The sequence below is a fragment of the Burkholderia sp. 9779_493 genome (assembly GCF_015712215.1).
Lineage (GTDB): Bacteria > Pseudomonadota > Gammaproteobacteria > Burkholderiales > Burkholderiaceae > Burkholderia > Burkholderia cenocepacia.
The window spans coordinates 180019-192928 of the sequence record NZ_JACCQA010000002.1 but is presented as its reverse complement, the minus strand read 5'-3'; the positions used below and the strand labels follow the sequence as shown (position 1 = coordinate 192928).

At 66.8% G+C, this 12910-nt stretch carries 8 protein-coding genes and 2 tRNA genes; 4 read left to right on the top strand and 6 right to left on the bottom strand.

Features of this window, described 5'->3' with window-relative positions:
- Positions 1-53 precede the first annotated feature (53 nt).
- From H0X95_RS02465 to pgi, 3 genes are all read left to right on the top strand, one after another.
- Positions 54-1355: an FAD-dependent oxidoreductase gene (locus H0X95_RS02465; RefSeq protein ID WP_006492783.1), complete on the top strand. Its 1302-nt coding sequence runs from the start codon at positions 54-56 to the stop codon at positions 1353-1355.
- 53 nt (positions 1356-1408) lie between these two features.
- The gene (locus H0X95_RS02460) at positions 1409-2953 is read left to right on the top strand and encodes an NAD(P)H-hydrate dehydratase (protein ID WP_059720659.1); all 1545 of its coding nucleotides are present in this window, start codon (positions 1409-1411) and stop codon (positions 2951-2953) included.
- A gap of 111 nt (positions 2954-3064) precedes the next feature.
- The gene (pgi, locus tag H0X95_RS02455) at positions 3065-4687 is read left to right on the top strand and encodes a glucose-6-phosphate isomerase (RefSeq protein WP_006489351.1); all 1623 of its coding nucleotides are present in this window, start codon (positions 3065-3067) and stop codon (positions 4685-4687) included.
- 12 nt (positions 4688-4699) lie between these two features.
- On the opposite strand, the gene H0X95_RS02450 is transcribed toward pgi, so the two are convergent.
- The gene (locus H0X95_RS02450; RefSeq protein WP_006496353.1) at positions 4700-5407 is read right to left on the bottom strand and encodes an ABC transporter ATP-binding protein; all 708 of its coding nucleotides are present in this window, start codon (positions 5405-5407) and stop codon (positions 4700-4702) included.
- Between H0X95_RS02450 and H0X95_RS02445 the strand changes: the two genes are divergently transcribed.
- Positions 5406-6074: an arylesterase gene (locus tag H0X95_RS02445; protein ID WP_006489343.1), complete on the top strand. Its 669-nt coding sequence runs from the start codon at positions 5406-5408 to the stop codon at positions 6072-6074. The genes H0X95_RS02450 and H0X95_RS02445 overlap by 2 nt on opposite strands.
- Before the next feature lie 74 nt (positions 6075-6148).
- On the opposite strand, the gene H0X95_RS02440 is transcribed toward H0X95_RS02445, so the two are convergent.
- The 5 genes from H0X95_RS02440 to clpX all read right to left on the bottom strand — a co-directional run bounded on the left by H0X95_RS02440 (position 6149) and on the right by clpX (position 12764).
- On the bottom strand, positions 6149-8083 hold the full coding sequence (locus tag H0X95_RS02440) for a SurA N-terminal domain-containing protein (RefSeq protein ID WP_059720660.1): 1935 nt from the start codon (positions 8081-8083) through the stop codon (positions 6149-6151).
- Between the two features lie 409 nt (positions 8084-8492).
- A tRNA-Asp gene (locus tag H0X95_RS02435) sits at positions 8493-8569 on the bottom strand.
- A gap of 23 nt (positions 8570-8592) precedes the next feature.
- Positions 8593-8668: transfer RNA gene (locus H0X95_RS02430), tRNA-Val, on the bottom strand.
- A 203-nt stretch (positions 8669-8871) separates the two neighbouring features.
- Positions 8872-11295, bottom strand: coding sequence for an endopeptidase La (gene lon, locus H0X95_RS02425; protein WP_006489349.1), 2424 nt, complete (start codon positions 11293-11295; stop codon positions 8872-8874).
- Between the two features lie 197 nt (positions 11296-11492).
- Entirely contained in the window at positions 11493-12764 is a 1272-nt protein-coding gene (gene clpX / locus H0X95_RS02420) for an ATP-dependent Clp protease ATP-binding subunit ClpX (protein WP_006489345.1), read from the bottom strand.
- Positions 12765-12910: the final 146 nt, after the last annotated feature.

Below are 12910 nucleotides of genomic sequence, written 5' to 3'. Positions count from 1 at the left end.
CTCAGCGAATTCTCACCGGGCGGCGTGCGCGCCGCCCGTCATCGAAGCACTCCATGGATGTCATCGTCATCGGCGGCGGAATCAGCGGCGTCGCCACCGCCTACCAGCTGCGCGCGGCCGGCCATCGCGTGTGCGTGGTCGAACGCCACGCGACCGTCGCGCAAGGTGCGACCTACGGCGACGGCGGCGCGCTGCTGCCGAGCCCGCTCGACGTCTGGTTCGGCCCGACTTTCATGCGCCAGCGCCAGCCGCGCGACAGCGGCATCGTCTACAAGCCGGGCTTCAACGGCGGCGTGCGCCGCTTCGTCAAGCAGCTCGGCACGCTGCGCGAGCCCGACGCGTTCGCCGCGCAGTACGCGCGGCTGCGTCCGCTGATCGACGCGTCGCGCGACGCGCTCGCCGATATCGACGCGCGTCTCGAGCTCGAATTCGAACAGAAACCCGGCATCCTGCACGTCGTGCGCGATCCGCGCGACTGGGATGCGCTGCAACCGGCGCTCGACCTGCTGCGCACGCTCGACCAGCCGTACCGCACCCTCACCGCCGACGAATGCGCGGCGCTCGAACCGTCGGTGCCGGCCGAACCCGGCTTTGCCGGCGGCGTGCTGCTCGAAACCGAGCGCACCGGCAATTGCCCGCTGTTCGCGAAACTGATCAAGCAGACGCTGGACGAGCACGGCGTGCAGTTCCGCTTCGGCGCGGACGTCGCCGCGATCCGCGTCGACAGCGGCCGCGCCGCGGTCGAGCTCGTGCCGCCGGGCAACCGGCGCGCGGCGCAGGCGCGCGAGGTCGACGTGATTTCCGCGGACGCGATCGTGGTCGCCGCCGGCGCCGGCAGCCTCCCGCTGCTCGAACGGCTCGGCTGGCGCCTGCCGCTGCACCCGGCGCGCGTCCATACGCTCACCGCACCGGTCGCGTACGAGGAACACTCGCCGCACCTTTGCGTCGTCGATTCGATCAAGCGGATCTCGATCACGCGCACCCACCAGCGGCTGCGCGTCGGCGGCGCCGCCGTGCTGCAGAGCGTCGCCGATACCGCGAAACCGCTTGCCGAGCCGTTGTCCGAGGCCGCGCTCGCGTTGCTCGGCCAGGCCGTCCATGACTGGGTGCCCGGCGCCGCCAAGATCTCCGCCGCCCTGCCGTGGCGGGGCATGCAACTGCTGTCGCCGGACGGCCTGCCCGTCGTGGGTCCGACCCCGCACCCACGCGTGTTCGTCAATTTCGGCCATGGCCCGGCCGGCTGGGGCCTCGCGTGCGGGTCTGCTAAAGTGGTGACCGACTATCTGGGCGGCAACGTCCAGCACTGGCCCGCCGACACGCTCGCCGCGCTGAGCGCCGGCCGCTTCACGACCTGACCGCCGCGGGGCCGACCCGTGGCGGCCTCCTTGCCCGCCGCCACGATCCCGCGATGACCGTTACCCGCCCGCTTCCCGATTCCGATCCGATCGCGCTGCTGCGCGTCGCCGACCTGCGCGCGGCCGAAGCCGACGCCGCCGCCGCGCTGCCGCCGCACACGCTGATGGGCCGCGCCGGCGCCGCCGCCGCGCACTGGCTGTCCGAACGCGTCGCCGGCGACGATCGCCCCCTCTGGTTCGCGGTCGGCCCCGGCAACAACGGCGGCGACGCGCTGGTGGCCGCCGCGCAGCTCCAGCAGCTCGGTGTCGCCACGCATGCGTGGATGCCGGTGCCGGTCAAGCCGGACGACGCGCAATGGGCGCTGGGCCTCGCGCGCACCGCCGGCGTGCCGTTGTCGGCCACCGCGCCCGCGTCGCTGGAGGGCTACGCGTGGGTCGTCGACGGGCTGTTCGGCATCGGCCTCGGCCGTGCGCTCGACGGCGCGTTCGCGGAGCAGGCCGCACGCATCGCCGCCCATGCGCGCAGCGGCGGCCGCGTACTCGCGCTCGACGTGCCGAGCGGGCTCGACAGCGACACGGGCCGGATCGTCGGCGCGGGCGTCGCCGTTGCGGCCACCCACACGCTCACCTTCATCGGCGCGAAGCCCGGCCTCTACACGGGCGACGGCCGCGATCTCGCCGGCGAGATCCACGTCGCGTCGCTCGACGTCGCGCCGCCCGCCGCGCCGGCCATCGTGCTGAATGCGCCCGCGCGCTTCGCCGCGGCGCTGCCCGCGCGCGCCTTCGCGTCCCACAAGGGCACGTACGGCAGCCTCGCGGTGCTCGGCGGCGACACGGGCATGTGCGGTGCGCCGATCCTCGCCGCCCGCGCCGCGCTGTTCGCGGGCGCCGGCAAGGTGCACGTCGGCTTCCTTGGCGCGGGCGCGCCGCCGTACGACCCGCCGTTCCCCGAACTGATGCTGCATCCGGCCGACACGCTCGACCTCGGCGCGATGACCGCGATCGCGGCCGGTTGCGGGCTCGGCACGCGCGAGGCCGCGGCGACGCTCGTGCGCGACGTGCTCGCGCACGACCTCCCGACGCTGCTCGATGCCGACGCGCTGAACCTCGTCGCGACGCACGCGGACCTCGCGGCCGCCGTCGCCGCGCGCGGCGCACGCGGCAAGCCGTGCGTGCTGACGCCGCATCCGCTCGAAGCCGCGCGCCTGCACGGCAGCGACACGGCCGCGGTGCAGCGCGATCGCGTCGCGGCCGCGCAGACGCTCGCCGCCCGTTACGCCGGCATCGTCGTGCTGAAAGGCTCGGGCACGGTGATTGCCGCGCCCGACGGACGCGTAGCGATCAACCCGACCGGCAACGCGGCGCTCTCCACCGGCGGCACCGGCGACGTGCTCGGCGGCCTGATCGGCGCGCTGCTCGCGCAACGGGTCGCGCCATACGAAGCCGCGCTGGCCGGCGTCTACCTGCACGGCCTCGCGGCCGACACGCTGACCGCGAACGGCACCGGCCCGGCCGGGCTCACCGCGGGCGAGCTCGCGCCGATGGTGCGCACGCTGATCAATCGCCTTTTTTATCCGTCGCCGCGCGCCGACACGTAACGCCGCTATACTGACTGCCCCGCCGCACGGCGGGCCTTCTCGTCCGCCGGCTTTCCGATCCCGATGAGCCGGCGCGGCATTCCTCCCGATTCACGCTTCACTCGAACCGTCATGACGCTGAAATCGCTCCCCGCCTGGACTGCCCTTCAATCCCACTTCGAACAGATCCGCCACGCGCGGCTGCGCGACTGGTTCGCGCCGGAAAACGACCGCGCGCCGACCCGCGCCGAACGCTTCACGATTCCGGGCGGCGGTCTTGCGGCCGATTTCTCGAAGAACCGCATCGACGACGAAACGGTGCGCCTGCTCGTGCAACTCGCGCGCGACGCGGGCGTCGAAGCGCGCCGCGACGCGATGTTCGCGGGCGAGATCGTCAACCCGACCGAAGGCCGCGCCGCGCTGCACACCGCGCTGCGCGCGACCGACCCGCAAGCGCCGTTCCACGCGCAGGTGAGCGCCGAGCGCGCGAAGATGGCGACGTTCGCGCGCGCCGTGCGCAGCGGCACGTGGACGGGCTATACGGGCAAGCGGATCCGCCACGTGATCAACATCGGCATCGGCGGCTCGGATCTCGGGCCGAAGATGGTCGTGCATGCGCTGCACCACGTCGCGACGCCCGAGATCTCGACCCACTTCGTGTCGAACGTCGACGGCGCCGATCTCGCGCGCGTGCTCGAACAGGTCGATCCCGAGGAAACGCTCGCGATCATCGTGTCGAAGACCTTCACGACGCTCGAGACGATGACGAACGCACGCTCGCTGCGCGACTGGTTCGTCGCGCGCGGCTGCCCCGAGGACGCGCTCGCGAAGCACTTCGTCGGCGTGTCGGCGAACCCGGCCGAAGTCGTGAAGTTCGGCATCGCCGCGGACAACGTGTTCGAAATGTGGGATTGGGTCGGCGGCCGCTATTCGCTGTGGTCGGCGGTCGGCCTGTCGATCATGATCGCGGTCGGCCCGGAGCAGTTCGACGAGCTGCTGGCCGGCGCGAACGACATGGACCGCCACTTCCGCGAAGCGCCGCTCGAGCGCAACCTGCCGGTGCTGCTCGGCCTGATCGGCATCTGGTACCGGAACTTCTTCGGCTCGCAGAGCTATCTCGTCGCGCCGTATTCGGAAGCGCTGCACTACCTGCCGTCGTACCTGCAGCAGCTCGAAATGGAGAGCAACGGCAAATCCGCGCGGTTGGACGGCACCTTCGTCGACTATCCGACGTCGGCCGTCACGTGGGGCGAGCCGGGCACCAACGGCCAGCATGCGTTCTTCCAGATGCTGCACCAGGGGCCGACGATCGTGCCGATCGACTTCATCGCGGTGCTGACACCCGAGCATCCGCTCGCGAGCCACCATCCGAAGCTGCTCGCGAACTGCTTCGCGCAGAGCGAGGCGCTGATGCTCGGCCGCACGCTCGAAGAAGCGCGCAAGGTCGCCGGGCCCGGCAAGGAAGCGCTCGCGCCGCACCTGACGTTCCCCGGCAACCGCCCGACCACGACGCTGCTCGTCGATGCGCTGACGCCGCGCGCGCTCGGTGCGCTGATCGCGCTCTACGAGCACAAGGTGCTGGTGCAGGCGACGGTGTGGGACATCAATCCGTTCGACCAGTGGGGCGTCGAACTCGGCAAGATTCTCGGCAAGGTCGTCGAAGCCGACCTGTCCGCCGAATCGGTCGACCCGGCGAAGCACGACTCGTCGACCACGGCGCTGATCGAGCGCGCCCGTGCGGCGCTCAAGCGTTGAAGCACTGACGCATCAACGCCCATGCCCGTGCGGCGCGACGATGCGCCCCGCGTCGATCGTCACCGTCGTCGCACAGCGGCGCGCGAGTTCGGCATCGTGTGTGACGAGCACGAGCGTCGCGCCGTGCGTGCGGTTCAGTTCGAACATCAGGTCGATGACCGCGTGGCCGGTGGCCGCGTCGAGGCTGCCGGTCGGCTCGTCGGCGAACAGGATCGCCGGACGCGTGACGAACGCGCGTGCGAGTGCGACGCGCTGCTGTTCGCCGCCCGACAGCAGCTTCGGATAATGCGCAGTGCGTTCGCCCAGACCGACCTGCACGAGCAGCGCCCGGGCACGCTCGGCAGCCTCGCGCGCGCTGATGCCACCCTGCAGTTCGAGCGGCAGCATCACGTTCTCGAGCGCCGTCAGGTGCGGCATCAACTGGAACGACTGGAACACGAATCCGACCGCGCCGTTGCGCAGCGCCGCGCGCTCGTCCTCGTCGAGCTGGTCGAGCGCGCGGCCGAGCAGGCGAACCGTGCCGCTCGTCGCGCTGTCCAACCCCGCAAGCAGGCCGAGCAGCGTCGATTTGCCCGACCCCGACGCGCCGACGATCGCGAGGCTGCTGCCCGGTTGCACGGCGAGCGTGATGCCGTCGAGGATCGTCAGCTCGCCCGTCGCATCGGCAACCCGCTTGCACACGTCATGGACTTCGATGATCGGATCGGTAATCTTGAACATGGACACGACATTTCGCTGGAAAAGACGCGCGGCGGCCGCCGCGCTGCTGGGCACCCTGCTGGCCGTCACCGTACCCGCGCGCGCCGCGACGGCGTCGGCATCGAGCCAGCCCGTGATCGTCGTGCTCGGCGACAGTCTCTCGGCCGAATACGGACTGCCGCGCGACACAGGCTGGGTTGCACTGCTGCGGCAACGGCTCACGACCGAGCGAATCGATTATAGCGTCGCGAACGCCAGCGTCAGCGGCGACACCACGAGCGGCGGCCGTGCGCGGTTGCCCGCGGTGCTGCAGCGACTCAAACCGTCGATCGTCGTCGTCGAACTCGGTTCGAACGATGCGCTGCGCGGCGTGCCGCTCGCGACGACCGAGCAGAACCTGCGCGACATCATCGCCAGTGCGCAGCGTGCGCGGGCGAAGGTCGTGCTGGTCGGCATGTACGTGCCGCCCAATTACGGCCCCGACTACACGCAGAAGTTCCACGCGGTCTATACGCGGCTGTCGAAGGACCTCGCCGTACCGCTCGTACCGTTCCTGCTGGCCGGCATCGAGAACAAGCCGGAGATGTTCCAGGCCGACCAGATGCATCCCGCGCAGCAAGCCCAGGGCATTCTGCTCGACAACGTGTGGCCGGCGCTGAAGCCGTTGCTCGGCAAGCCGCACGGCTGAGCGCAGCCGCGCACCGGAAAACAAAAAGCCCCGCTTCGAGCGGGGCTTTTTGATGGTTGCAGGCGAAACGACGTTCAGTTGTCGCCGTCTTGCTGCTGGCTGGCCGTCGTGCCGTACAGCTTCACCTTCGAGCGATCGCGCAGCGCGGCGAGATACGCCTCGCCTTCGCTTTGCGCGTCGACCTGCGCCATCTGCTGCTGCGCGGCCGCCAGTTGCTGCGGATCGACCGCCGACCCCGGGATCACCGCGTTCACGCGATAGATCGCATAACCGTCCGCACCAAGATCGACCCCGACGTACGCCGGCAGCGTCTTCGCATCGACCTTGTAGACGGCGCTCAGCGCAGCCGGCGTCAGGCCCTGCGATTGCGTGCGCGACACCTTCTGCGCGGCCGCGAAGCCGTCGGTCGACTTCGACTTCTGCAGCTCGGCCAGCTTCGCCGCCCCATCCTTCTTCGCGAGTTCCGCGGCCTGCTCGGCGATGACCTTCTGGCGCACGACGTCCGTGATCGCATCGAGTGCGGGCACGGCAGCCGGCTTGTAGTCGGTCACGCGCGCGGAGATCAACGTATTGTTGCCGACGTCGATCGCCTGCGTGTTGTTCTGGTTCTTCACCGAGTCGTTCGCGAACACGGCGGCGAGGAATTTCGCGTTGTTCAGCGGGCTCGTCGGCGGCAGTTGCGGATTCGGCGTCGGCGTGACGGTGGCCGTCTGGATCGTCAGCTTGTACTTGTCCGCGGCCGGCTGCAGCGTCTTCGCCTTTTCGTAGACGGTCGACGTGAACCCTTCCGCGTTGTCCGAGAACGCCTTCGATGCGTACTGCTGCTTCAGGTCGATCGCGATCTGGTCCTTCACTTCCGCGAACGGTTTGACGACCGCCGGCTTCACTTCGGTCGCCTTCAGGATGTGGAAACCGAGGTCCGACTGCACGATACCGCTCACGTCGCCCTGCTTGAGCGAGAACGCGGCATCGTCGAACGCCTTGCCGCCCGCGGTCGAGCCGCGCGTGATGAAGCCGAGGTCGCCGCCCTTCGCCGCCGACGGCGCGTCCTGCGAGCTCTTCTGCGCGATCTGCGCGAACTGGTCCGGATGCGCCTTCACGTCGGCGAGCAATTGCTCGGCCTTCGCTTTCGCGGCCGCCTTGTCGGCCGCGCTGGCGCTGCCCGGCGCGGCGATGAAGATGTGGCTCACGCGCACCTGCGCTTCGGTACGGAAGTGCGTCGGATTGTCGTCGTAGAACTTCTTGATGTCCGCTTCGGTCGGCTGCGCGCTCGCGGCCGCTGCGGCCGGCGAATAGACGAGGTACTGGATCGTCGCGGTTTCCGGCGTCGCGAAGCTCTGCTTGTGTGCGTCGTAGTACGCGGTGAGCTGCGCGTCGGTCGGCTGCACCTTCGCTGCGAAGTCGCTCGTCTTCAGCACGAGCGCCTGCACTTCACGCTGTTGCGCGGCGAGTTCGGACAGGCGTTGCGCGAGGCTCTTCGGCGTGAACGCGCTCGACACGATGCTCGCAGGAATCTGCTGCAGCGCGAGACTGTAACGCACACGCTCCTGGTACTGCTCGGGCGTCATTCCCTGGAACGACAGCAGCTGTGCATAGCGTTCGACGTCGATCGATCCGTCGGGCTTCTTCAGCGACGCGATCATCGGGTCGCTCATCAGCGCGTCGCGTACGGCGTTGTCGGACGCGGTCAGGTGCAGACGTTGCGTCTCGTCGGCCAGCACGCGTTGCTGGATCAGGCCGTCGAGAACCTGCTTGCGATGCTCGGGCGTGTCGAACATCTTGATGTCGAACTGCCCGCCGAGCGCCTGGCGCGCCTGGTCGATCTGCTGGCGAAACGCGCCGTCGAATTCGACCCGCGTGATCTTGTGCCCGTTGACTGCCGCGACGTTCGCACTGTCGTCGAAGAAGCCGCGGAAGCCTTGGATCCCGACGAAACCCAGCCCCGGCAACACGATCAGGAGCAGGAGCGCCATCATCAGGCGCTGGTGATTACGGAAGAAATCGAGCATGCGTGACGGGAAAATTGGACAAAACGTCCGATATTACAACATACGGGGTGGGACGGGAAAAAACGCAGACGTACCGTGCGCGAGCGGGATGCGACAACGGGACACGGGAAATGAAAAAGCCGGCACGAGAGACGGGCTTCTTCACGCACCCGCCAGCGGGCGCAAAACCGAATGCCCGAATGCACAAACGACAATGCCCGCACGACGCGGGCACTGTCGTTTGTTTAGCGGAGCGGACGAGACTCGCCTGCATCCCGCAGGCCGCGGATACGCGTACACGCGCATCCCTTCTCGTCCCGCCGCAAGCCGCGCAAGCGGCTTCCTCCGCCCCGCCGTCACACTGCCCGCAAGCGGGCACGACGCACGATGCAAATGAAAAAGCCCGCACGAGGCGGGCTTCTTCATTTTCTGGCGGAGCGGACGGGACTCGAACCCGCGACCCCCGGCGTGACAGGCCGGTATTCTAACCGACTGAACTACCGCTCCTTGGTCTGGCTGAATCGGGAAACTGGTGGGTGCTGAGGGGTTCGAACCCCCGACCTACGCCTTGTAAGGGCGCCGCTCTACCAGCTGAGCTAAGCACCCGTTTCCGATTCGTTCTGACTGCGATCTGCGTTTCCGCATCAACAATCAGCGAGCCCGCAAGTTTAATTCATCCCCGATCATTTTGCCAAGCCCGCACGCGAATTTTTTTAACGCGCGCGCACGATTCCGATACGCATAAAAAAACCCGCGGACAGCGCCGCGGGTTTCGTGAACGACCGTCAGCAACGACGGCGTTCAGGGCTTCAGTGCTTGACCACTTCGGTCGAGCCGGCATCCTTCGCCGCCTCACCGACCGGCGCTGCTGCCTTCGCTTCTTCTTCCGGCGGCAGCGGCGTCGGCGAACGCTCGAGCGCGAGCTCCAGCACCTTGTCGATCCAGCGGACCGGCACGATCTCGATCGCGTTCTTCACGTTGTCCGGAATGTCCGCGAGATCCTTCACGTTTTCTTCCGGGATCAGCACGAGCTTGATGCCGCCGCGATGCGCAGCCAGCAGCTTTTCCTTCAGCCCGCCGATCGGCAGCACTTCGCCACGCAACGTGATTTCGCCCGTCATCGCGACATCGGCACGCACGGGGATACCCGTCAGCACCGATACCAGCGCGGTCGTCATCGCACCGCCGGCGGACGGACCGTCCTTCGGCGTCGCGCCTTCCGGCACGTGGATGTGGATGTCCTGCTTCTCGAACGCTTCGTCCTTGATGCCCAGACGGCGCGAACGCGAGCGCACGACCGAACGTGCGGCCTCGACCGACTCCTTCATCACGTCGCCGAGCGAACCCGTACGAATCACGTTGCCCTTGCCGGGCATCACCGCGGCTTCGATCGTCAGCAGATCGCCGCCGACTTCCGTCCACGCGAGGCCCGTCACCTGACCGACCTGGTTTTCCTTCGCCGCGAGGCCGAAGTCGTACTTGCGCACGCCGAGGAACGTGTCGAGATTTTCGCCATCGACCTTGATCGCGCCCGATGCCTTCTTCAGCAGCAGCATCTTCACGACCTTGCGGCAGATCTTCGACACTTCCCGCTCGAGCGAACGCACACCGGCTTCGCGCGTGTAGTAGCGGATGATGTCGCGGATCGCCTGCTCGGTGACGTCGATCTCGCCTTCCTTCAGCCCGTTGTTCTTCTTCTGCTTCGGCAGCAGGTAACGCTGGGCAATGCTGACCTTCTCGTCTTCCGTGTAGCCCGACAGACGGATCACTTCCATCCGGTCGAGCAGCGGCGGCGGGATGTTCAGCGAGTTCGACGTCGCGACGAACATCACGTCCGACAGATCGAAGTCGACCTCGATGTAGTGGTCGGCGAACGTGTGGTTCTGTTCCGGATCGAGCACTTCGAGCAGCGCCGACGACGGATCGCCGCGGAAATCCATGCCCATCTTGTCGACTTCGTCGAGCAGGAAGAGCGGATTGCGCACGCCGACCTTCGCGAGGCTTTGCAGGATCTTGCCCGGCATCGAACCGATATACGTGCGGCGGTGGCCGCGGATCTCGGCTTCGTCACGCACGCCGCCGAGCGCCATCCTGACGAACTTGCGGTTCGTCGCACGGGCGATCGACTGGCCGAGCGAGGTCTTGCCGACGCCCGGAGGCCCGACGAGGCACAGGATCGGCGCCTTGACCTTGTCCACGCGCTGTTGCACCGCGAGGTACTCGAGGATCCGTTCCTTGACCTTCTCGAGGCCGAAGTGATCCTCGTCGAGCACCTGCTCGGCGTTCGACAGGTCGTTGTTGACCTTGCTCTTCTTGCGCCACGGCAGGCCGATCAGCGTGTCGATGTAGTTGCGCACGACGGTGGCTTCCGCCGACATCGGCGACATCAGCTTCAGCTTCTTCAGCTCGGCGTCGGCCTTCTTCTTGGCTTCCTTCGGCATGCGCGCGGCGTTGATGCGCTTCTCGAGCTCCTCGAGATCCGCGCCTTCTTCGCCTTCGCCCAGTTCCTTCTGGATCGCCTTGACCTGTTCGTTCAGGTAGTACTCGCGCTGGCTCTTTTCCATCTGGCGCTTCACGCGCCCGCGGATGCGCTTTTCGACCTGCAGGATGTCGATCTCGGCTTCGAGTTGCGCGAGCAGGTGCTCGAGGCGCTCGATGACCGGGAACATCTCGAGGATGTGCTGCTTCTGGTCGAGCTTCAGCGGCAGGCGCTCGGCGATCATGTCGGCGAGGCGGCCTGCTTCGTCGATGCCCGACAGCGACGTGAGAATCTCCGGCGGGATCTTCTTGTTCAGCTTCACGTACTGATCGAACTGCGACACGATCGCACGGCGCAGCGCTTCCGTTTCGGCGCTGTCGGCGTGATCGGGCTCGAGCGGCATCACTTCGCAGGAGAATTGGGTCTCCTGTTCTTCGATGGACAATGCCTTCGCACGCTGCAGGCCCTCGACGAGCACCTTCACGGTGCCGTCCGGCAGCTTCAGCATCTGCAGGATGTTGGCGATACAACCGACCTCGTACATGTCCTTTTCGGTCGGTTCGTCCTTGGCCGCGGTTTTCTGGGCGACGAGCATGATGTGCTTGCCGCCTTCCATCGCTGCTTCGAGGGCCTTGATCGATTTCGGCCGGCCCACGAAGAGCGGAATGACCATGTGCGGGAAAACGACGACGTCCCGCAGCGGCAGCAGCGGGAGCGTGATGCGTTCCGGCGGGAGAAGTTGGGTGCCTGACATTTCATTTCCCCATGAGTGGAATCAATTGTTCGGTAATTGAGGCCGCCACAACGAATTGCAAGCCTTCAAGTGCGGGAAATATTCGGTAAGAAAGTAACCACCGCGTGTCGAGTCAGAGTTACCCACAAGATAAACGAAAAAAAGCCGCCCACGGACTCATGAACGGCCTTTTTCGCTGAACATCGTCGGCAAGCCGGTCAGTTCGAACCCGCCACCTTCGGCGTGTCCTCGTAGATCAGCAAGGGCTTGCCGTCCCCATCGATGACGTTCTCGTCGATGATGACCTTGCTGACCCCTTTCATCGTCGGCAGCTCGTACATCACGTCGAGCAACGCCTGTTCGATGATCGAACGCAAACCGCGCGCGCCGGTCTTGCGGCGAATCGCCTTGCGGGCGACTGCCTGCAACGCGCCCGGCCGGATTTCCAGCTCGACACGCTCCATCGCGAACAGCTTGTGATACTGCTTGACGAGCGCATTCTTCGGCTCGACCAGGATCTTCATCAGCGCGGCTTCGTCCAGCTTGCCGAGCGTCGCGACCACCGGCAGGCGGCCGATCAATTCGGGGATCAGACCGAATTTGATCAGGTCTTCCGGTTCCGTTTCGCGCAGCACTTCGCCCGCGTCGCGTTCCTGCTTGCTCTTGACCGTCGCGCCGAAGCCGATGCCGGTCTTCTCGGTGCGATCGGTGATCACCTTTTCGAGACCGTCGAACGCGCCGCCGCAGATGAACAGGATGTTGGTCGTGTCGACCTGGATGAAATCCTGGTTCGGGTGCTTGCGGCCGCCCTGCGGCGGCACCGACGCCATCGTGCCCTCGACGAGCTTCAGCAGCGCCTGCTGGACGCCCTCGCCCGACACGTCGCGCGTGATCGACGGGTTGTCCGACTTGCGGCTGATCTTGTCGATTTCGTCGATGTAGACGATCCCGCGCTGAGCCTTGTCGACCTCGTAGTTGCAGTTCTGCAACAGCTTCTGGATGATGTTCTCGACGTCCTCGCCGACGTAGCCGGCTTCGGTCAGCGTCGTCGCATCGGCGATCACGAACGGCACGTTGAGCAACCGCGCGAGCGTCTGCGCGAGCAGCGTCTTGCCGGAGCCCGTCGGGCCGATCAGCAGGATGTTGCTCTTCGACAGCTCGACGTCGTCCTTCTTGTCGAGATGCTTCAGGCGCTTGTAGTGGTTGTACACGGCCACCGCGAGGATTTTCTTCGCGCGCTCCTGGCCGATCACGTACTGATCGAGGATGTCGCGAATTTCCTGCGGGCTCGGCAGATCCGACCGGGACAGGCTGGCCTCGACGCCGGCGGCAGCCGCCTCGTCGCGAATGATTTCGTTGCAGAGGTCGATACATTCATCGCAGATGAACACCGACGGGCCCGCGATGAGTTTTTTCACCTCATGCTGGCTCTTCCCGCAAAACGAGCAATACAACAGCTTCTCGCTGTTCGAACCTTTTTTGTCCGCCATGAATGTAGAGCCTCCGGACAGGTAAATGACATGATACGCCGATTGCTCCGAACGCCGCGCCTAGGGCGCGACCGGAGCCGGCTGGATGCGCTTGCCGCAGATGCTCAGGGCACTCGGGACGTTGCGGGGCGCCGCGCGAATCGGGG

Excerpts from the sequence above, each read along its gene's own strand:
- H0X95_RS02465 (WP_006492783.1), top strand. The coding sequence starts at position 54 with ATGGATGTCATCGTCATCGGCGGCGGAATCAGCGGCGTCGCCACCGCC.
- H0X95_RS02460 (WP_059720659.1), top strand. The coding sequence starts at position 1,409 with ATGACCGTTACCCGCCCGCTTCCCGATTCCGATCCGATCGCGCTGCTG.
- pgi (WP_006489351.1), top strand. The coding sequence starts at position 3,065 with ATGACGCTGAAATCGCTCCCCGCCTGGACTGCCCTTCAATCCCACTTC.
- H0X95_RS02445 (WP_006489343.1), top strand. The coding sequence starts at position 5,406 with ATGGACACGACATTTCGCTGGAAAAGACGCGCGGCGGCCGCCGCGCTG.
- H0X95_RS02450 (WP_006496353.1), bottom strand. The coding sequence starts at position 5,407 with ATGTTCAAGATTACCGATCCGATCATCGAAGTCCATGACGTGTGCAAG.
- H0X95_RS02440 (WP_059720660.1), bottom strand. The coding sequence starts at position 8,083 with ATGCTCGATTTCTTCCGTAATCACCAGCGCCTGATGATGGCGCTCCTG.
- lon (WP_006489349.1), bottom strand. The coding sequence starts at position 11,295 with ATGTCAGGCACCCAACTTCTCCCGCCGGAACGCATCACGCTCCCGCTG.
- clpX (WP_006489345.1), bottom strand. The coding sequence starts at position 12,764 with ATGGCGGACAAAAAAGGTTCGAACAGCGAGAAGCTGTTGTATTGCTCG.